Origin of the sequence: Desertivirga xinjiangensis (genome assembly GCF_024436435.1) — a bacterium.
In the GTDB taxonomy this organism is placed as follows: Bacteria; Bacteroidota; Bacteroidia; order Sphingobacteriales; family Sphingobacteriaceae; genus Desertivirga; species Desertivirga xinjiangensis.
In genome coordinates, this window is sequence record NZ_JAFMZP010000002.1 from 404,009 (window position 1) to 423,955 (window position 19,947).

At 40.0% G+C, this 19,947-nt stretch carries 25 protein-coding genes and 1 pseudogene; 11 read left to right on the forward strand and 15 right to left on the reverse strand.

Annotated elements, in window-relative coordinates; genetic code table 11:
• Positions 1-17: 17 nt before the first annotated feature.
• Positions 18-953: an NADP-dependent oxidoreductase gene (locus J3P37_RS06525; RefSeq protein ID WP_256010262.1), complete on the reverse strand. Its 936-nt coding sequence runs from the start codon at positions 951-953 to the stop codon at positions 18-20.
• An 83-nt stretch (positions 954-1,036) separates the two neighbouring features.
• Here J3P37_RS06525 and J3P37_RS06530 point away from each other — a divergent pair, with 83 nt between their 5' ends.
• The gene (locus J3P37_RS06530; protein WP_256010263.1) at positions 1,037-1,897 is read left to right on the forward strand and encodes a helix-turn-helix domain-containing protein; all 861 of its coding nucleotides are present in this window, start codon (positions 1,037-1,039) and stop codon (positions 1,895-1,897) included.
• Positions 1,898-1,912: 15 nt separating this feature from the next.
• Here J3P37_RS06530 and J3P37_RS06535 read toward each other — a convergent pair whose 3' ends face one another.
• Entirely contained in the window at positions 1,913-2,344 is a 432-nt protein-coding gene (locus tag J3P37_RS06535) for a winged helix-turn-helix transcriptional regulator (RefSeq protein ID WP_256010264.1), read from the reverse strand.
• Positions 2,345-2,434: 90 nt separating this feature from the next.
• On the opposite strand from J3P37_RS06535, the gene J3P37_RS06540 reads away from it, so the two are divergent.
• Together J3P37_RS06540 and J3P37_RS23075 are read left to right on the forward strand one after the other, a co-directional pair.
• The gene (locus J3P37_RS06540; RefSeq protein ID WP_256010265.1) at positions 2,435-2,848 is read left to right on the forward strand and encodes an MBL fold metallo-hydrolase; all 414 of its coding nucleotides are present in this window, start codon (positions 2,435-2,437) and stop codon (positions 2,846-2,848) included.
• A gap of 1 nt (position 2,849) precedes the next feature.
• A complete protein-coding gene (locus tag J3P37_RS23075; protein WP_256010266.1) occupies positions 2,850-3,584 on the forward strand; it encodes a helix-turn-helix domain-containing protein in 735 nt (244 codons plus the stop codon).
• 216 nt (positions 3,585-3,800) lie between these two features.
• Here the strand turns inward: J3P37_RS23075 and J3P37_RS06550 are convergent, their stop codons facing one another.
• Entirely contained in the window at positions 3,801-4,316 is a 516-nt protein-coding gene (locus J3P37_RS06550; RefSeq protein WP_256010267.1) for an alpha/beta fold hydrolase, read from the reverse strand.
• Positions 4,301-4,663 (reverse strand): alpha/beta fold hydrolase, encoded by a 363-nt coding sequence (locus J3P37_RS06555; protein WP_256010268.1) that lies wholly within the window; start codon positions 4,661-4,663, stop codon positions 4,301-4,303. Before J3P37_RS06555 ends, J3P37_RS06550 begins: the two co-directional genes overlap by 16 nt.
• Positions 4,664-4,750: 87 nt before the next feature.
• On the opposite strand from J3P37_RS06555, the gene J3P37_RS06560 reads away from it, so the two are divergent.
• Positions 4,751-5,197, forward strand: coding sequence for an AraC family ligand binding domain-containing protein (locus tag J3P37_RS06560; protein WP_256010269.1), 447 nt, complete (start codon positions 4,751-4,753; stop codon positions 5,195-5,197).
• Between the two features lie 27 nt (positions 5,198-5,224).
• Positions 5,225-5,602 (forward strand): helix-turn-helix domain-containing protein, encoded by a 378-nt coding sequence (locus J3P37_RS06565; protein ID WP_256010270.1) that lies wholly within the window; start codon positions 5,225-5,227, stop codon positions 5,600-5,602.
• Positions 5,603-5,661: 59 nt separating this feature from the next.
• On the opposite strand, the gene J3P37_RS06570 is transcribed toward J3P37_RS06565, so the two are convergent.
• The 7 genes from J3P37_RS06570 to J3P37_RS06600 all read right to left on the reverse strand — a co-directional run bounded on the left by J3P37_RS06570 (position 5,662) and on the right by J3P37_RS06600 (position 11,524).
• On the reverse strand, positions 5,662-5,979 hold the full coding sequence (locus tag J3P37_RS06570; RefSeq protein ID WP_256010271.1) for a peroxiredoxin family protein: 318 nt from the start codon (positions 5,977-5,979) through the stop codon (positions 5,662-5,664).
• A 355-nt stretch (positions 5,980-6,334) separates the two neighbouring features.
• Positions 6,335-7,249 (reverse strand): helix-turn-helix domain-containing protein, encoded by a 915-nt coding sequence (locus J3P37_RS06575; RefSeq protein WP_256010272.1) that lies wholly within the window; start codon positions 7,247-7,249, stop codon positions 6,335-6,337.
• Between the two features lie 16 nt (positions 7,250-7,265).
• Entirely contained in the window at positions 7,266-8,003 is a 738-nt protein-coding gene (locus tag J3P37_RS06580) for an SDR family oxidoreductase (RefSeq protein ID WP_256010273.1), read from the reverse strand.
• A 12-nt stretch (positions 8,004-8,015) separates the two neighbouring features.
• Positions 8,016-8,993: an aldo/keto reductase gene (locus J3P37_RS06585; RefSeq protein ID WP_256010274.1), complete on the reverse strand. Its 978-nt coding sequence runs from the start codon at positions 8,991-8,993 to the stop codon at positions 8,016-8,018.
• Positions 8,994-9,108: 115 nt separating this feature from the next.
• Entirely contained in the window at positions 9,109-9,912 is an 804-nt protein-coding gene (locus J3P37_RS06590) for an aldo/keto reductase (protein WP_256010275.1), read from the reverse strand.
• A gap of 478 nt (positions 9,913-10,390) precedes the next feature.
• Positions 10,391-11,158, reverse strand: a complete 768-nt coding sequence (locus tag J3P37_RS06595; protein ID WP_256010276.1) for a type 1 glutamine amidotransferase domain-containing protein — start codon at positions 11,156-11,158, stop codon at positions 10,391-10,393.
• Between the two features lie 75 nt (positions 11,159-11,233).
• Positions 11,234-11,524, reverse strand: a complete 291-nt coding sequence (locus J3P37_RS06600) for a putative quinol monooxygenase (RefSeq protein WP_256010277.1) — start codon at positions 11,522-11,524, stop codon at positions 11,234-11,236.
• Positions 11,525-11,817: 293 nt separating this feature from the next.
• On the opposite strand from J3P37_RS06600, the pseudogene J3P37_RS06605 reads away from it, so the two are divergent.
• The 4 genes and pseudogenes from J3P37_RS06605 (at position 11,818) to J3P37_RS06620 (ending at position 14,258) form a co-directional block, all read left to right on the forward strand.
• A pseudogene (locus tag J3P37_RS06605) lies at positions 11,818-12,554 on the forward strand (SDR family oxidoreductase).
• 75 nt (positions 12,555-12,629) lie between these two features.
• Complete coding sequence (locus J3P37_RS06610; protein WP_256010278.1) at positions 12,630-12,950, forward strand: NAD(P)H-binding protein; 321 nt, start codon at positions 12,630-12,632, stop codon at positions 12,948-12,950.
• The gene (locus J3P37_RS06615; protein WP_256010279.1) at positions 12,911-13,153 is read left to right on the forward strand and encodes a hypothetical protein; all 243 of its coding nucleotides are present in this window, start codon (positions 12,911-12,913) and stop codon (positions 13,151-13,153) included. The genes J3P37_RS06610 and J3P37_RS06615 overlap by 40 nt, the downstream gene beginning before the upstream one ends.
• Before the next feature lie 217 nt (positions 13,154-13,370).
• Positions 13,371-14,258: a helix-turn-helix domain-containing protein gene (locus tag J3P37_RS06620; RefSeq protein WP_256010280.1), complete on the forward strand. Its 888-nt coding sequence runs from the start codon at positions 13,371-13,373 to the stop codon at positions 14,256-14,258.
• A 63-nt stretch (positions 14,259-14,321) separates the two neighbouring features.
• Here J3P37_RS06620 and J3P37_RS06625 read toward each other — a convergent pair whose 3' ends face one another.
• Positions 14,322-14,906 (reverse strand): Crp/Fnr family transcriptional regulator, encoded by a 585-nt coding sequence (locus J3P37_RS06625; RefSeq protein ID WP_256010281.1) that lies wholly within the window; start codon positions 14,904-14,906, stop codon positions 14,322-14,324.
• 180 nt (positions 14,907-15,086) lie between these two features.
• Between J3P37_RS06625 and J3P37_RS06630 the strand changes: the two genes are divergently transcribed.
• Positions 15,087-15,881 carry an SDR family oxidoreductase gene (locus J3P37_RS06630; RefSeq protein ID WP_256010282.1) on the forward strand — a complete coding sequence of 265 codons (795 nt, stop codon included), beginning with the start codon at positions 15,087-15,089 and terminating at the stop codon, positions 15,879-15,881.
• 68 nt (positions 15,882-15,949) lie between these two features.
• Positions 15,950-16,864 carry a helix-turn-helix domain-containing protein gene (locus J3P37_RS06635; protein ID WP_256010283.1) on the forward strand — a complete coding sequence of 305 codons (915 nt, stop codon included), beginning with the start codon at positions 15,950-15,952 and terminating at the stop codon, positions 16,862-16,864.
• 357 nt (positions 16,865-17,221) lie between these two features.
• Here J3P37_RS06635 and J3P37_RS06640 read toward each other — a convergent pair whose 3' ends face one another.
• The 3 genes from J3P37_RS06640 to J3P37_RS06650 form a co-directional block, all read right to left on the reverse strand.
• Positions 17,222-17,947, reverse strand: a complete 726-nt coding sequence (locus J3P37_RS06640) for a DNA-formamidopyrimidine glycosylase family protein (protein WP_256010284.1) — start codon at positions 17,945-17,947, stop codon at positions 17,222-17,224.
• Positions 17,948-18,145: 198 nt separating this feature from the next.
• Positions 18,146-18,442 carry a helix-turn-helix domain-containing protein gene (locus J3P37_RS06645; RefSeq protein ID WP_256010285.1) on the reverse strand — a complete coding sequence of 99 codons (297 nt, stop codon included), beginning with the start codon at positions 18,440-18,442 and terminating at the stop codon, positions 18,146-18,148.
• 47 nt (positions 18,443-18,489) lie between these two features.
• Entirely contained in the window at positions 18,490-19,935 is a 1,446-nt protein-coding gene (locus tag J3P37_RS06650; protein ID WP_256010286.1) for an aminotransferase-like domain-containing protein, read from the reverse strand.
• Between the last annotated feature and the right edge of the window lie 12 nt (positions 19,936-19,947).

The window sequence follows — 19,947 nt, forward strand, 5'->3', positions numbered from 1 at the left end:
TAATTTGAATCAGATGCTTAAAGGGTAACCACAACTTTTCCTACAGTGCGACCGCTTTCTACCTGTAGATGAGCACTGGCCATCTGTTCGAATGGATAGATCTCTGATACATGGGCTTTCCAGATACCCTTTTCAAGCAGCGTTGCAACTTGCTGCATGTCGCTCCCGCTAGATTGTACCAGCATGAAATAGCCATTTACGCCTTTTGCTTTTGCTTTTTCGGTTACTGCTTCATTCAAACCGGTTGGGATACTGATAATAGTGCTGCCTCTTTTAGTCACCAGCAATGATTTATCAACAGTTTCACCGCCCACACCATCCAGTACAAAATCAAACTCCTCAGGATGACTAGCCCAGTCATAGGCAGTATAATCAAGATGCTCGTCGGCACCCAGGTTCAGGATAAAGTCTTTATTTCTCGCAGATGAGGTACCAGTTACATGGGCGCCCAAGTATTTAGCCAATTGTACGGCAAAGTGACCTACACCACCTGACGCCGCATGTACCAGGACTTTTTGCCCGGCCTGAACATTGGCATTATGAACCATTGCCTGATAAGCAGTTAAGGCAGCAAGGGTTGATGCTGCAGCTTCTTCATGCGAAATATTAGCTGGCTTCAAGGCCAGTTGTGACGCCGCCGCCGCCACATACTCGGCATAGGCTTTTCCGTGGCCGGGGAAGTTCACCATTCCGAAAACCTCGTCGCCTGTTTTAAATTGCTCCACTTTTGATTCGGTGACTACACCGGAAATGTCCCAGCCGAGAATCAATGGGCTTTGATTTTTAATGCGGCCGTAAACACCTTTACCAGCGCGGCTTTTTACATCCACGGGGTTAATACTAATGGCTTTTACCTGTACCAGCACCTCACCGGTTTGCAGTATTGGCCTTGCGATTTCCTGAAATTCCAGCTGGCTTACATCGCCAGGATTATTGACAACAATTGCTTTCATGTCTAATGTATTTTGATGAAAGCAAAATTATACTTGACATCATAAACAATATTGGTATATTTTTGCCATAAATCAGTACAAGTATGAAACGGGAAGATTTACATGAGCCATTCTCCATCGAATATAAAACCTTGGAGGAAGGCCCTCGGGAAGGTCATAAGCACAGCTTCTTTGAATTGGTATATATTGTAGAAGGAACAGGAATACAATGCATTAATCAAAGCAAGTTTGCTTACGTGCCCGGACACATGTTCCTGATTACCCCAGAAGATTGCCACTCTTTCGAGGTAAAAGCCACCACTACCTTCTTCTTTTTGCGTTTTAATGATATCTATATCCGGGAATCGGGAATCTTAACAAGCAATATTCAAAAGCTGGAATTTATATTACAAAACGCCAACCATAAACCGGGCTGTATTTTAAAAAACGTTGTGGATAAGCAGGTAGTCAAGCCACTGGTTGATGCGATCATCAGAGAGTACGAGACCCGCGACATCTATAACCAGGAACTGATCCAGCAATACGTAAATACGATGATAGTGCTGGTGGCGCGTAATATTGCCAAGTTCCTGCACCTGGAGCTTTCTGAGAATACGGATCAAAGGGCTGCCAATATTTTGAATTTTATCCAGGCAAACATCTACTATCCTGACAAGTTACGTGCTGACTACCTGTGCAGGCAATTCAATGTATCGATCAATTACCTGGGCAAATATTTCAAACAGCATACCGGAAGCACCCTGCAAAAGTATATCACCCAATATCGCCAAACCCTGATCGAGCACCGATTGATACACAGTGATAAACGGCTGGGAGAAATTGTTGTTGAATTTGGCTTTACCGATGAAAGCCATCTTAATAAGTTTTTCAGGAATAATAAGGGAATCAGTCCCCGGGCCTTTCGGAGCAAAAACTCAACCAGACTATTAGCACTGATCAATTAAGCGCTTCAAGACTGATCAAACGACTTTTTGCAGTGTAGTCCCCCGATCATTAAAGTTCTTTTTCTTTGAGGCTCTGGTCACAGACCATTCAAAGAGCTTTGACAGCACTTCATTCAGCCCCCAACCCGTTTCAGTCAGGGTGTATTCAACCATTGGTGGAACTGCCGGGTAAACTTTCCTTTCTATCAGTTCCGCGTCTTCCAGTTTCTTAAGCGTTTGGACGAGCATCTTGGGCGAGACCGGGTTCACCTGTTTTAGCAGGTGATTGGTACGTTTCGGGCCTTGCATTAATGATAGTAAAATTGGTACGGTCCATTTATCTGCAAGCAACATTACTGCTTCATGTAGAATGCAATCCTGATCGACAACCACATCTTCATAACCCAGATTCTTGATTTGACTCAATAGTGACAATTTTTTTTCTGCGTCTGCTGATTCCTGATCCATAATTCACCTTTTGGTTAATAATGCACTAAAAAGTGCCGTATTTCAAAATTATACTGTGCCCGGTAGCTTTACCAAAAATAACAACAAATCATGACAGATATTAAACAAAATGAGCTATTGCCTGGTGTGCTGCAATGGTCTATTGGAGACAGAAAAGTTACCGTGCTTGTCGACAGTCACTTCAACGCTGGTGAAGAATTTTTCACGAAACTACCTGAAGGTGGAGTTGGTGAAACTCTGAAAAAAGCTTTCAGGTCCGAAAGCCTGATCCTTACCACAAGTTCGTTTCTAATCGAATCAGATGAGCATGAACCCGTACTGATCGACACTGGTATGGGTACCAAGATGGCTCCCCATCTTACAGGAAGATTGATCGAGGCTTTAGCGTTCATTGGTAAAAAACCGGAAGATATCGGTATCCCTCCGATTTACCAACGACCCGGCTTGGCAGCAATACGCTCTGGATTTTTATTGCGTATCCATAAAGGGTGGAATCAACAGTAAAGTGAAGTACAGGCAGCAATATTATGATTTCGACAAAGGCCTGATGACCTTTGTTGCTGCTAAACAAATTCAAACGCTTGAAATTCCTGAAGGAGGAATACAAAATGCCGAATTCGGTAAAGGTTACGCCCTACTGTTACACCCGGATTTTCTTTATGGTCATCCGCTTTCTGCAGCCATAAAAAATTATGGTTTTTTCTCTTATGCAGTGTACGAAGCACTGCATTTGTCTGAGCAGGAAGAACAGAATGTAGCTGATATTTTTAAGAAGATCGGTCAGGAAATAAGGTGCATTGATAGGCATACTCAGGAGATTGTGCTTTCCCATATTGACTTGCTGCTGAATTACAGTAAGCGCTTGTACGAGCGGCAGTTTATTACTCGTAAAGCCGTAAATCATGATTTGTTGATAAGAATGGAAGAGCTTTTAAGTAATTATTTTGCTAATGAAGCTGCATTGAAAAATGGATTGCCAACGGTTGACTACCTGGCTGGTCAGCTTAATCTATCGCCGCACTATTTAAGCGATATGCTGCGATCACTTACCGGGCAAAGTGCACAGCAGCATATCCATGACAAATTGATTCAGAAGGCCAGAGATTACCTGAGTACAACCAGCCTGTCGGTCGCTGAAATTGCTTACCAGTTGGGTTTCGACTATCCGCAGTCATTTAACAAGCTATTTAAGAAGAAAACGGAACAATCACCCTTGGAATTCCGGCGTTCTTTTAACTGATCGGCAATTAGCTTTCTTCAATACATTATACGTTTTGCAGTAGGAAATTAAATGCATCGTAGGAAAGTAACCAATAAAAAATTCAATTAATCCATCCAACGCTGCCTTATTGAATGAGGGTGTTAAAACCGCAAAATTATTACGCTTGCCATCAAATGCCGGTATAATCTTTTAATCTTGAAACTAGAATTTTTAAGACTTGAGTTGCCAGTAAAATCACGAATTGGGGTGCTGCAAAAATTTTAAAACCAGTTCTAGCAGCCTACCAGGTTGTTCCTCCGGAATATAATGACCGCACTCTGTAATACTGGCCGACTGAACATGATTTAAAGCGACTTTCTGCATAGCTGTACCCATATTTAAACCCTGCCCATCTTCAGCACCTATTGCCAGAATGGGAAGAGCAAGCTTCTTTTGGTAAGCTTTATTTTCAGCTGCACTCCTTGTAAATGCCCGATAATAATCAAATCCAAACTTTAATCTACTTTCACCCGTGTAAGCGCCAATATAAACTGCTAGATCAGCTTCATCAATGGCATCTTTAATCGTTGTTTTGTTAGTGAAATACCATCTTAAATAATCGCTTTCCTTTCCAGCAAGTAGAAATTCAGGAATATCGTCTATAGCGTGAAAATAAAATTGCCATATCTTTTTTGCATTCGCGGGTGAAAAAATCTCTTCTGGTATCAGCCCGGGAATACCTGCATCTAAAACTATTAATGATTTGAGCATATATTCAAATTCCGAGCAAAAGTGACAGCAACCCAAGCGCCTATGTCGTGAGCCAAAAGATGAAAACTCTTTATCTTCAATTGCTCACAAAATTGTCTAATAAAATTAGAAACGGATAAGGTATCAGCAGACGGCAAAGCGTTACTATTTCCAAGCCCCGGCATCTCTATCGCAATGACATGATAATGTTTCTGCAATTCAGGCCACACCTTACGCCAGATATAAGATGTTTGAGGCCAGCCATGCAGCAAGATAATAGTTGACCCGCTGCCGCCTTCATAATAATTTACTGCAATGCCCCCAATAACTGCTTCCTTTGCATCTGGCATTTCAATAGATAAATTCATGTTGTTCATTGTCAATTACTAGCAAAGTAATTAAACTACCCGTTCAAAAAGTTGGAAAAATCCGGTATAAACTTGTAGATTTATCATATGAGCACTATGCGGCAATTTGACCCCTTAGTAGTAAATGATTACGTTACCGACATTTACCAATTTGCACCCCATAGACACACGTATTACGAACTTATTTACATATTTAAAGGAAATGGGACTCATCTACTAAATAATAATCAGTTTCATTACCAGGCTGGTGACCTGTTTTTGATGGCCCCCGACGACCACCATCATTTTGAAGTGAAACAAGCAACACGCTTCATCGTCATAAAGTTTACCGAACACTACTTTAGTACATCACACCTGAGAAATACTGAAAAAGATCTGGTTCCGCAGGTACTTATGCAAGCACGGTCTTTGAAGGAGAATAAAGTGTCATTCAGCCAGACTGCAGCTTTATCATTAAGAAACACGGTGCAAAACATTACCCGTTATAAGGATGATGTTGATTTAGCGCATTCTAATTACATATATTTTCAGTGATTATCCATCTTCGGGCTCATTCAAGAAGTGCTTGCTCACCCCGTTAAGCAATCGCCCAATTGGAAACCTGGCAAGCAAGAGATACTTGACTATATCCATCAAAATATATATGACCCGCAAAAATGCCAAATCGGCAATATTGCCAGGAAGTTCAACACAGCGGCAAGCTATTTCAGTGATTATTTTAAAAGAAATTTTGATATCAGCTACCGTGCTTATTTGGATCAGTACTGGATTGGATTAATTGAAAGTAGGATTAAAAGCGGCCGTTTAAATATGAAGCAGATTGCTGCAGAATTTGGGTTCAGCGATGAAAGTCATTTCTCCAACTATTTCAAGAAGCACCGTAAGGTAAGACCGACAGCCTTTAAAGCTAATATTTCTAATTTGCCTAATCCTTTCTAGTCTTTTTGCCCTTAGAAACAAAATACCCTCACTAATTAAGTCTCTCATGAATGTAACTGTTAGTTCTGCTTTAGTTTTTCAATAATTGCACTATATTTCTCATAAAAAGCAACAGCGCCGTCCTTGATTGGCGTTCCTGTTTTTATATTTTGAATTAAAGCTTTTTTATCAATGAAAAAATTAGCGGGGAAAAAATTGATGCCCAGCTGTTTGAAATAATGGTGGCCTCCGCTAACTAACTCATAATTGAAAGGCTGCTTTTTTAGAAAGTTTGTTACCTTATCATTGCTTTCCGGCGCCATAGCTAACAGCACCACCTCCTTATCTTCCTTATACTTTTGAGCAATTTGGTTCAAGCAGGGATTTCGGCGATACATGGCCCACTTGATATTGACCAAAATTTATATGAATTATTTTACGTTTTAATTGAGAAAGAGTAACAGCCCTGTCATATATGTCTGTTAGAGAAAATTCTGGTACTGATTTATGTAGATAAGTTGTTAGGAACCTGCTCGTCGGGTTAACTGCTCCCGACCTAAAATTTTATATGGTAATTACAGAGTCGCCACTCACTATTTTTCTTAACTTCTCTACTAGAGTGGTTTTTCTGCAACTGATTTCAAGCTATCATACAGGGTGGCCGTTAGCGATTTTGTTAAATCGAATAACGACACGAATTGTCAAATTAATGTTAGTGCCGAGGGCTTTTATTCATTGGCTTTCTGGCGCTCTTTAATTAAATGAATGTCTGAACTCTGAAGGCGAAATATTTGTCTTTGTCTTGAAAAGTTTGCTAAACGATTGTGAATGTTCAAAGCCCAATTCATAAGCAATCTGCGAAACTGAAAGATTTGTAGTTGATAATTTTTCTTTAGCTTTTTCGATGATTGCATTCTGAATGTATTGTTGTGTGTTTAGCCCTGTCAATGAACTTAACATGTCACTTAAATAGCGTGGTGACAGCTTCAATTCTCTACTGATATATTTAACTGATGGTAAGCCGATTTGTAAACTTTTGTCTTCCTCGAAATACTTGTTTAACAGGTTATCCAAAGAAGTTACGATATCGTGATTGATTGCTTTTCGCGTAATAAACTGCCTGTTGTAAAAACGATTGCTGTAATTCAATAGCAATTCTATTTGTGACACCAGAACATGCTGACTAAATTGGTCTATATTATTGTCTAATTCGTGAGCTATTGTGGCAAATAAATTGGCAATGATTTTTTTCTCCTTTGCTGATAAAAACAAGGCCTCTGAAACATCGTACGAGAAAAAGCCATATTGATTTATTTTTTTTCCTAACGGATGATTTCGTATAAAGTCGGGATGAAAATATAGAGCGATACCTTCATAGCTTTCTATGTCTTCCGGCGGATGAACGATTTGTTTTGGCTTCAAAAATGCTAATCCGCCTTCTTCAAAATCATAATATCCTTGTCCGTATTTTATTTGTCCTTTGAAGCTAGTCTTGAAGGAAATTTTATAAAAATCAAGACTTACTTTTTGCCCTCTTGGAAAGCTGTCAATCGAAACCTTATTGTAATCAACCAAAGCAACCAATGGGTGCAATGGGGCAGGAAGTCCAAGGATACGCAGCAATTTCGATATACTTTGTATCTGATGGATGTTAGATTGTTGCTTCACTTTGTTTTAATTTTAATCAGTTTTGCTTTGCAGGACGAATTACAATATCACCAATTTCAACGTCTTCCGGCTGACTTACTGCATAAATTACAGCATTGGCGACCGGTATGGGATCGATGGCAATCTGTTCCATTCCTTTTTGAATGGCTGTTTTCATCTCTTCATTTTTTATGTTGTTTGCAAAATCTGTTTTCACAATTCCCGGTGAAATTCCTGTTATTCGAATATTTCCGTCTGACTCTTGACGAAATGCTTCCGCAATAGTGCGAATGGCATTTTTAGTTCCTGCATAAATGCCTTGCATAGGCACAATCTTTATTCCTGAAGTTGAAATGATATTGACGATATGTCCGGATTGTTGGCGTTTAAAAACAGGAATTGCAGCCGCCATCCCATACAAAACACCTTTAAGGTTAATGTCGATCATTTCTTCCCAACCGTCTATATCCAATTCATCAATCCGGCTTAATTGACTTACACCTGCGTTGTTTACGATGACATCTAATTTTCCGTACCGCTGAACTGCTGTATTTACCAGATTAACTAGATCAGCTTTATTCTTAACATCAATTTGCGCAAAGGTGGCTTCACCACCTTTGCTTTTAATTTCTTCAACAAGTTGTTGTAAATGTTTTGTTCGTCTTGCACCCAAAACAACCTTTGCACCGTTTTTTGCCAGTTCCATGGCGATGGCTCTACCTATTCCACTGCTTGCACCTGTGATAGCAACTACTTTTTCTTCAATATTCTGCATTGCTGTTAGTTTCTATCTATCGATTTGTTTTTCTAAAACTTCAGGATAGCGGTCACCTACAAGGGTAATTTCATTTACAGTTGTGTTGATCTTTGCAAGTTCATCAGCTGTTAGTATAATATTAGTACTTGCAATATTTTCCTCTAAACGATGCAACTTTGTCGTTCCTGGTATTGGTGCTATCCAGGGCTTTTTAGCTAAGATCCAAGCCAATGCTAATTGTCCGGTTGTAACATTTTTTTGTTTGGCAATCTTGGTAAGTGCGTCCACCAGAACGAAATTAGCTTTGATGTTCTCTTCACTGAAGCGAGGAATGACATTTCTGCGATCGACATCTGCTAATTTTGAACTTATTGTACCTGTGAGGAAGCCTTTACCCAACGGACTAAATGGAACGAACCCAATTTCTAACTCTTCTAATGTTGGTATGATCTCGTTTTCGGGTTCACGCCAAAATAATGAGTATTCGCTTTGTAATGCAGATACGGGATGGATGGAGTGTGCCTTACGAATAGTTTTTGAACTGGCTTCCGACAAACCAAAATATTTTACTTTACCCTCTTGTATTAGGTCTTTTACTGTTCCTGCAACATCTTCTATTGGAACATTGGGGTCAACCCTGTGCTGATACAGCAGATCGATGTAGTCTGTTCTTAATCTTTTTAAAGATGCTTCGGTTACTGCTCTTATCGTTTCGGGTCTGCTGTCTAAACCAGTTGTTGGTCTGGCATCTTTACAACCAAATTTTGTTGCGATAATAACGTCTTTCCTAAAAGGCTGTAATCCTTCGCCAATGAGTTCTTCATTGGTGTATGGTCCGTAGGCTTCTGCAGTATCAAAAAATGTGATACCCCTTTCAACTGCGTCGCGCAGTAGTGTTATGGCTTCATTTTTTTCCAGGCCTTTGCCATCCAAAAAATTCAAACCCATACAGCCAAAACCTAATGCGGAAACTTCTAATCCACTATTTCCTAATCTTCTTTTTTGCATAATGCTTTTTGATTATTGTTGAAACTAAATAAATCTCAAGTACAAAATTCCCCATTGCAGTTCCATAAAAAGTAGCTGGATTGGTAATTGTTGTAGTCCAATTTTCAAATGTTTTTTACACTCTATAAATGAGTCCGCTACCTTGATCTAACGATCTGATAGTTACCATATCATTGGCCGACAACTCAAAGTCAAATACATTGAAATTTTCAAAGATCCTTTTCACATTTGCTGATTTCGGAATAACCACAACTTCCTTTTGGATTAACCATCGTAGAACTACTTGCGCGATACTCTTGTTATATTTGAATGAGAGCGCTACTAAGGGTTCTTGGTTAAAAAGATTATTTCTACCTTGAGCTAAGGGAGCCCAAGCCTCCATCTGGATTCCTAGAGATTTTAAAGCATTCTGCATTTCTGTTCTTTGGGAAAATGGATGGGTTTCCACTTGATTGACTGCCGGAACCACGTTATGCTGCTTAACTAGATCTAAAATCTGATTCATATTAAAATTACTAACACCGATCGCCCTCACTTTACCCTCCTTGTATAATTCTTCCATTGCTTTCCATGAGGAATTTACATCGCCCTGCGGAAGATGAATCAAGTATAGATCGATATAGTCAAGACCTAACTTTTTTAGCGATGCCTCGAAAGCACGCTTTGTTTTGTCATACCCCAGATTCGCGGGTAAAAACTTCGTGGTTACAAAGATTTCTTCCCGTTTCACGTTACTTTTTTTAATCGCTCTGCCCACCGAATCCTCATTGTTGTAGACAGCTGCTGTGTCTATAAGTCTGTAACCGATATTTAAAGCATTTAACACACACTGTTCACACTCAAACTCGTCCCGAAGCAAGTATGTACCAAAACCCAATAGCGGCATCTTTACTCTATTATTTAATATTACTTTTTCCATTTTGCACTGACTTGAAGGTCAAGTTCAAAATTCTTGATATTAATCACCTAAAATGTATCCGAAATGGTATTTGCTGTAGTTAAATTGTATTGTAGAGCTTTACTACTTATATATTGTGACAACTACAATTTTTAGAAAGGAGACGTTTTCTAGGAATACCAGGAATAAAACAAACTTTTACTGCTAAAGAAAAGGAAAGCGCAATAGATGAGTTTGTTTTCGTTAAATCTGAGAAAAAGCTTGTTAAAATAATGTTCTCTGAGATAAGTTTTATTGAGTCGTTTGGAGGCTATATTTACATACATTCCGGGGCAAGACAGGTATGAGGTAAAGGAACCGCTTTTTGAATTCGATAGTAGGAAATTCTGTCAATTTAGGAAACTAAAATATAAACAGCCTCTTCAAATACTTTCCATCCAGCCTTTTCTATGAAAAGGCTGGATGGGAGATTTGGTCTTTAAATAGTTACTTGGAATTCCTATTTAGCTTCCAGAAGTGCTATCATGTTTTTACCAACCAGTTTTGCTGATGCCGGATTCTGACCAGTAACCAGGTTACCGTCTACAATACTGTTTGATGCCCATGGAGCTGCCGCGTGAAATATAGCTCCCTGTGCCATTAATGCTGTTTGAAGATCAAAAGGCACATCGGCAATGGCGTAGTTTGCTTCTTCTTCAGTTGTAAATGAGGCAATGTTTTTACCTTTAACAAGGTAGGTACCATCACTTAACTTTACGTTCAGTAAGGATACAGGGCCGTGACAAACAGCTCCAACCACAGCATTGCGCTCGTAAGTTTCTTTGATAACTTGTTTTAAACGTGCATTTTCAGGCATATCTACCATTGGTGCCAAACCCCCAGGTACAAAAATGGCATCGTATTTACGAACATCCACATCCGCTAGTTTTCGGTTATTCTGCATCTTTTTCCAGCCTCCATTATTTAGGAACTCTGCGTTTGAGGCTTCATCTTTTGCCTCCAGATTATCCAGATGAGGAACTTCTCCGGTAAGACTTGCAAAATCAATTTGGTAGCCAGCATGATCAAACTCCACATAAGGATGTGCAACCTCATCCAAAAACACACCCGTTTTTCTATGGTTTGGTCCGATAACTGAAGCATTTGAAACGATTATTAAAATCTTTTTTGATGAAGTTTTTTTGGGAGCAGCTGTATGCTGTGCATCAGCGCTAGGTTGGAACATTAAGGCTAAGATCAAGATAGATAGTGATTTTAAAGTTTTCATGATTTCTAATTTTTGTTTGTTTATTCGAATGATTGATTGATTTTATTTGTTGATCTCTTTAGCAAGACCTGTAGATTAGTATAGCTTCTTAAGGACGGATACTTCGCGGACTTCCAGGTGTGGAATGATTTGAAGGGCGACTGTTTCCTGATAATGTGAAGCAGCCTTGTGCTCCTCGGCAGCATCAGCGTTAACATAGCGTTCGTGCAGGAACAGTACGTTAGGGTCTTCGGCTGATTGGTAAATATTGTAGGAAAGGTTTCCCTTTTCATTTCTTGTTTGTTCTACCAAAGTAGGCAGCAGGTTCAGTATTCTTTCAGTTTCAGTTTCTTTGATTTTCCATTTTACAATTACTTCTTTTTCCATTTTTTTCTATTTAATTTTTTAAGCTCTTATTTTCTGGAGATCCATATCTCTCCGTTGACATTACAAAACTGGGCTAAATGGAGAAGAAATGACTGTGACCTATATCACATTCAAATTGCAGGCTGGATTATGTGAGGTAAGTCACAATTGGGAAGAAATGGTGAAGACGACATCCAAAAATAGCTAGTACTCTCTTTCACATGGATTCATCCGTAAAATGTACCATTAATACCGTAGGATGTGTTTCATCTACTCCTCATACTGCAACTAAGTTTGTAATTAAATAATCAGACATGAAAACAGTATTAATAACAGGAGCAAACAAGAGCATTGGATTTGAAACAGCTAAACAATTATTACATCAGGGATATTACGTGTACCTGGGATGCCGCGACAGGAAAAAGGACAAGCTGCTATTAACCAATTGCATGAAGTTGGCTTAAACCAGGTTGAAGCCATAGAGATTGATGTCGATAACTCTGAATCGATAACAGCAGCACGCAAAATATTAGGTGAAAAAATCACAAAGCTTGATGTATTAATTAACAATGCTGGCATTAGCGGAGCGATGCCACAAAAAGCGCTGGAGTCGAATGTTGATATATTCAGGCAGGTTTTTAAGACTAACTTCTTTGGCGTTATAGAAGTAACACAGGCATTTGCTGATTTATTAAGGCAGTCATCCGAGCCAAGGATTGTTAATGTTACTTCAGGACTAGGTTCTCTTGCGTTGCAAAACGATCCCTCATGGAAGCACTTTCTGGTAAAACCCTCAGCTTATGTAGCGTCAAAAGCAGCACTTAATGCTTATACCATCGTGCTTGCTTATGATCTGCGTGATACTGCCATCAAAGTAAATGCGGTCGATCCAGGTTACACGGCTACGGATTTTAATAACCACACTGGTCCCGGAACGGTGCAAGATGCTGCCGCTCGCGTAGTGAAAGCAGCTGTTCTAGGTCCTGATGGTCCTACCGGCCAATTCTTTAGCGATGACAATTCACCCGAAACTGGTATCAGTCCCTGGTAGAAAAAGCCTTAGGCATCGTAGTAAGACACAGCATTATATTTTAATTCCTATACAAAGAATACCAAGTTCTACAAAATGAAAATAACTATAACTGGCTCATTAGGAAATGTTGGTAAGCCTCTCACAGAAAAGCTGTTAAAAAAAAGTAATACTCTTACCGTAATCAGTAGCAATCCTAAAAAGAAAGCAGATATCGAGGCTCTGGGTGCGGCGGCAGCGATCGGCTCACTTCAAGATCCGGACTTTCTTCTATCTGCTTTTGAGGGCGCTGATGCCGTTTTCCTAATGGTACCACCAAACTTCGCTGCGACTGATCCAAGAGGATACTATCGGAGCGTAGGAAGTAATTATCTGTCTTGGGTAAGGCTATCGGCAGGCCTGATCTTCAATGGGTAACATTTAGTGATGAGGAAACCTTAACCGGCTTGCAACAGGCAGGTGTTCCCCTAAGCGTAGCTGAAAAGCTTGTAGAACTAGGTTCAAGTATTCATAGTGCTGCCCTTCGTGAAGATTATGATCTGCATACCCCGGTAAAAATGGGGAATATCAAAATGGCTGATTTTGCAAAGGAGTTTGCAGAGGTGTTTAATGATAAATAGATCACTAGCAGCATTGCAGTTTAATTTAGCTGCCTGCATGCATAATTTGTTAAACAATCATTACCTTGACGGAGAAACGCTTTTAACTAGACAGGGATTCAAAAAACAACAGACAGCCATTCGAACTCCTGTCTGATGCAACGTAACAGAGGATCTCCCCCGTTTGTTGTTGAATTGAAAAAGGTTTTAGACGTTCCTGATTAAGCAAGCATAAAACATGTTTAATAATATTGCCCAAGTACCAGCTTATCCATTTGAACCCGACGAAAGAAACACCAGTAAATACTTCAGAGTGTATAATTTTGAAGGGAATTTGCCTGATCAGTCGGACTTGCTTATCCCTCACCGGAAGGAAAATTATCTCCTCGTCTTTGTCAAACGAGCGGGTGGAATTAGGCATTGGATAGATACGACAGCCTATATATTAAAGGATGATACGATTTACTTTACCGGGCCCGGTCAGGTTGTCGTTAAGGAAGAATTTAAACAAGTCTGGAGCACGGGTATTGCATTTACACCTGAGTTCCTATCTGTTCAGGAAAACATAGCGATCAGCAGTTTGCCTATCATTCATAATCCAGCAAATGCACACGAGTTAATTTTAAACGAGGCAGATGTTAGAGTTGTTGAGGATTTAATAGCTAAAATTAATGTCGAATATCAACAACCGGGCGAATGGCAACACCGGATGTTTTCTGCCTACTTAAATACACTGCTAACTTACCTTAGCCGACTTTATACCGAGCAGTTTAACGAAAAAAACTTTCTGACAGACAAGCTCCTGCTCAAAAATTTTCAGGGCAAGGTAAATGAGCACTTCCGCGAAGTTCGTGAAGTAGGCGATTACGCTGCTATGCTTAATATTTCTCCAGGTCATTTAAGCGAGGTGGTGAAAATGCAGAGCGGAAAGCCCGCCATCAAACATATTCATGAGCGACTGGTGCTTGAGGCCCGGAGGCTGCTTTTTCACACGAGTAATTCTTTAAAAGAAATTGGCTTCGACCTGGGCTTTTCTGATGCATCTTATTTTAACCGGTTCTTTAAGCGGGAAACAGGTGTAACACCCGCAGAGTATCGAGCTTATATTCGGGAAATGTACCATTAAGGCAGAAGTTTGACCATCAGAAGATAGGGCAGACGAGTCAGAACTTTTGTGGAAAGCATTTACCTAAGGGTTTAGTCTGCTAAGAGTTTCCCGGGAAACACCCAAATAAGCAGCAATTAGTTGCTTAGGTACGATATTATACAATTGAGGATACATATTCAGCAGCTCTTCATAGCGAGCCTTGGTATCATTATTCATAAACGATAACAAGCGCTTTTGCTGAGCCACATATCCTCTGTTTGAGCGCCAGCGAAAGAAATATTCCAGTTGGTGAATTTCCTTACATAGCCTTTCTCGATCCTCACTCGCCAGGCATAAGACTTGAGTGTCAATAACAGAGTCTACACTGAACGTTGCTTTTTGTCCTCCATATAATGCGCCATAGTCAGAGGCCCACCAGGTAGACAAGGCAAATTGAAGGATAAACATTTTTAGATCCTCGTTAACAAAATAAGTTTTCAAACACCCTTCTAAAACGAAGTATTCACGGTCTACATCTTCCCCTTCGCCGATCAGCATTTCACCTTTCTTAAATAAAATAGGCTTAAAGTGAGAATAGAAATAGTTAAACTCTTGATCACTGAGACTAATGGTTTTGGAAACGTGCGTCTTTAAAATTTCTTGCGGCGCTGTTTGAATACTAGTCATAGAGCTGGAGATCGATAAAACGCGTTAAAGATATGAAATTGCTTCAACCTGCCATGTTAGCATCGTCATTAAGAAACAGATTCGTTCTCTGTTATCATTTTGGCTACAAGTTACTCCAGTTTCGCTACATATCAGCCCTTCTCAAAACGGAGCTTTGCATCCAATATTAAATGAGAAGAAATGAGAAAGACGATTTTTATTACCGGGGCTTCGGCTGGAATAGGTAAAGCGACGGCAAAACTATTTGCTGAAAAAGGCTGGAATGTAATTGCCACTATGCGTAAGCCTGAGAATGAAAAAGAATTGAACCTGTTGGAAAACGTGACTTTGTTGCCACTAGATGTTACGAACCTTCAGCAGATTAAAGAAACCACACAGAAAGCAATGGTCTTGGGGGATATAGATGCGGTTTTTAATAACGCCGGTTATGCATTGCTGGGCGTGTTGGAAGGCATGACAGACGAGCAATTGGTTGCACAAATGGAGGCGAACTTTTTTGGGGTAGTTAGAGTAACCCAAGCTTTTATTCCTTATTTCAGGCAGAAAGGCTCTGGCCTTTTTATTACCACCGGGTCTTCTGCCGGTTTAATGGGCTTCCCGGTAGGTTCTATGTACGACGCAAGTAAATGGGCTTTGGAAGGCTGGAGCGAAAGCTTATCGTATGAATTAAATGAGGTAGGTATCGGCATCAAAACTATTGAACCGGGACTTGTGGCAACTGACATTACTAGCAGGTCGGTTATTGTCTCACATCCTGCTTATGAAACTTTGATGAACAAGTTCATGAAATTGATCGAATCCGGAGAAAACGTTTCAACAGCAGAGCAAATCGCAGAAGTTGTGTATGGAGCTGCCACCGACGGTAAAATCACCCTGCGTTACATATGCGGAGAAGATGCCATCAATTTATATGCACAGCGTCTTGCCGTAGGGGACGAAGCTTTTCGTGAGGGCATTAAACAAATGATGGGATAAAGGGAAATTACATTGCCGGTAGATATCTTTAACCATATTTACCGGTGGTAATTGAAATGAGCTAAATCATGGAACAGAAGAATAAGCTGAAAGTATTTCATTCTATTACAGAAATGCAACGTGCATTTGGTTTACCAAAGCCACTACATCCCTTAATAAGCATGTTGGACTATAGCAAAGTGGAAATAACTCCTGCAATGCTGAAAGATCCTTTTGTAATGGATTTTTACAACATCACCTACAACGAATCAGAGGGTTGCAGAATGAAGTATGGGCAAACGACTTATGATTTCGAAGAAGGGGGAATGTTTTTTACTTCACCAGGACAACCTTTGACTGGCATTGAAGCGGCCACGGCAAATGCCGGTTTTACCCTACTGATCCATCCTGATTTTTTCCGGAATTATCCACTCGCCACAAAAATCAAACTTTTCGGATTTTTCAATTACTCGGTAAATGAGTCTCTGCACCTTTCGGATAAGGAAAAAACGATTATTGCCGGCATTGGCAGGAATATAGACGATGAACTAGAGACAGCAATAGATGATGTTAGCCAGGATGTGCTGATAGCACAAATAGAATTACTCTTGAACTACAGCCAACGATTTTTTAAGCGGCAATTTATAACCAGAAAGCCCATTAATAATGCTTTGCTGGAAAGGCTCGATAAGATTCTCGATAAATATTTCGATGACCAAATTGCCCTAAAACAAGGTTTACCAACAGTTCAGTTCCTTGCAGAGCAACTCAACCTATCACCAAAGTATTTAGGCGATATGCTAAGAGCGCTGGTCGGACATAATACACAGCAGCACATACATAACAGGCTCATCGAAAAAGCTAAAGAGATTTTAGTTATTAGCGACTTAACAATTAGTGAAATTGCCTATAAATTGGGTTTCGAACACCCTCAATCATTTAGCAAGCTATTTAAATCCAAAACGAATTTGTCTCCTATAGAATTCAGAATGAGTTTTAATTAGCATCCTGGTCATGGGCAGAGGAAAATGTAAGTAAGATAACCGATTCCAGGTCTTCTTTTGTTTAAAGTTGGTCCTACTTTTTGGCCTCAATTTTTTCTACTTTCTTTTAAGGTTCAAAAAGTTATAACTTTCTGAACCTAAATGTTACCCTCCCGGAAATCGAACCGGTTTTTAGACGAATTTTCAAATTTAATAATCTCCTACAACACGCCGCCGGCAGGGCACAGATACTAGGAGTCATACACCGTACAGCAAACGACCGGTGGGAGTGGAGCGAAGGCGGTTTAAGCCAGTATGAAGCTGACGCAATTGGAAATAAAATTGATGCTTATTACGACTGACCAAACGGACAATTAACTAATAAAGCTCCTGGCACTTGTCACAGAAATGAATAGTTCTCGACCCAAGTTTTTGATGAATCACAGGCACCTTATCCCTGACACATTCCTTCGCTTTATATACAACAAGCATATCATCCATAACACCATCACGTTTCCATTCTAGCATCTCAAAACTATACTTAACAGACTCAGTGATAATTTCCTTTAACTTCTTGTCAGGAATATCCTGTATTTTGTTCAATGGATGTACCTGAACGCGGTACAAAACCTCGTTTCGGATTTTATTCCCAATGCCGGTGAATATATCCTGATCAATAAGTGCTTCAATAATATATGTTGAGCCAGTTTGCCTCAACTTCTCAAACGCCTTTACGGTGTCAAACTTTTCGTTCATCACCTCGGTGGTCCAGTCGAACACCTCATCCAGCGGTTTTTCAATTAGCTTTACAACGCTGGCATAGAAGTTAATATTTTTAGAGTCGAAGGTAAGTCCAATAGTAAGTTTTCCCTTTTTTTCCGAATTAATGGTAAACGACCCAAACAACATCAGATGAACTGAAATAGCACAATCAGGGAAAATGATTAGAAGTTGCTTCCCGTAGGTCATTATGTTGACAATGTTGTTATTGGTAAGGCGCTTTTTAATCTTCTCATCAACCGAACCGTTAACTGCTATTATCTTTTCTCCAATAAACTGTTTGGCGTTTTCGCAAAGAACTAAAATGGTAGGAGCTTCAGGCATGTTTTATTTCAGTTTAGATAGTCTTTTCAGCGTTTAAGTAGTTCTACTCTTTTATTAAAGTGTAGGATGTGTTTGGTTTTTCAAAGCTAAAATTTTTTTAAAATTATTTGGTACATCAATAGTATTCTATGTGCTTCTTTCATACTAAGAAACTCGACTGGCGGAAATAGCCAGACAGATAAGAACTTCAGTTTCATTTCATCGTTTATGCTTGAGCACTTCCGATTCGCGATAGTATTTTCTGCGTCCAATATTCGTATGAGGTAGGGTTCCGTTCTGACCCCAGTTATACACAGTTTTTTCATCAACATTTATCAGAAGACTCGCCTGCTTAGCCGTTAAAAGACGGTCGGGCTTTTGGGCAATTATCTGTGATTTTTGCAGGTTAAGGCTTTCTTTATGGTATTCCTCCGCGGCCTCTAATCGTTTTTCCATGCGGTGAAGTGTTTCTGTAGTATCGTGAAGTTGACGAGTAATTCGTAATAGATGGGACATTTTTAATAAATTTAGTGATGACCATTAGTTGCTGACTTATTCTGTTGTTATTGGCTTTTTTTTAATAGTTTAGCAATCTGTTTGAGGCTTGCGTCCAGGTTGTTCAAATTGATATTCCCGAATGCAATACGAAGACTATTATAGGTTTGAGGGAGGCCTTTACGATCTTCTTTTGGAATACCCAGGTTATTCTTGTAGAAGATATCATGCAGGCATCTGCTTGACACAGGCCTCAAAAAATCCAGCCAGAAATACAAACCGGAGTCTGGTGGATGGTAATTGACGAGCGTGCCCAGATGTAGTTCTACCATATTGATGATCTTTCGCTTTGTACAGGAATGCTGATGATAGAGCTTGGTAATATGCGCTGTAATAGTATCCTGGTTTATTGCTTCCGCCATCGTTCGCTCCACTGCTTTGCTGAATTTCGGAACCGCATTAGAGGTAATTCTCTTTAGATTTTTTATAAAACTTTCGGGACCTGCTATGAGTGCCCATGCAAATTGGTAATGTAAAGCTGAACATACTGTGCTGATGTATATCACGCGGTTGATCTCAGTAGTTGCTATTAAGGGGCACTGCGCATTTTGATAGCAGAATTCGTAATTTTCATCTACTTCTATTATGACAAATTCGTATTGTTTTGCAAGTTCCAGAAGTCGTTTCCTCCGGGCCATCGTCATCGCAACAGGGATGGGATAATCAGCAGATGGTCTTACTAAAACCACTTTGACGTGTTCCCTTCGGCATATTTGTTCCAACAAATCGGTATTAAGCCCTTCCTTGTCTGCCGGGGCACATCTTATCTGTGCTGAACAGTTTAGCAAAAGATTGTAACAGGTTCTGTCGTACGCTGACGACATTACTACTACTTCTCCGGGGTTGATCAGGCTTCTCAATGCAATCTGCACAAATTCCGAATGACATGGACCAACACAAAACTGTTGAGGATTGATGCAAAGGTTCCTTTTTTTCAATAAGTTGACCAGAGCATCGTTCAGGTCCGCGTCTGCATGTAAACCTTGTGCAGGCTTTAATGCTAACACATTCTCAAATTTTCTCCTTAAATGCAGGAGTTCAAAATCAAGAAGTTCTGTAGTTGACAGGATGTTCGATCCAATATCAAACCAGCATAACTTTCGAAAACCCGGTGTTTCAGCGTTTGCTGCTGTTTTTCTGAATTTAAATGGTGCAGGACCAGCCAGCACTTTTTCGGTTTCGACCGATCTCTTGCGCCGGTTCATCTCCACGAAAGTGCCCTTTCTGCCATGGGTGGACAGGATGCCTTTCGTTGCCAGGCGAACATAAGCTTTTGCCACGGTGCAGCGAGCGGCTTTTAGATGCTTAGCAAGAGATGTAATGGTAGGTAAGGGATCTCCCATACCGAGAGTCCCGTCATGAACGCAGCTCTCAATTGCTTCTTCAATATGCAAACTTAGCGGCTTGCCTCGTGCCGAAATTTTTGCAACAAGTTTTTTCAACGTGAGTTCCACTGTTGTTTTTTT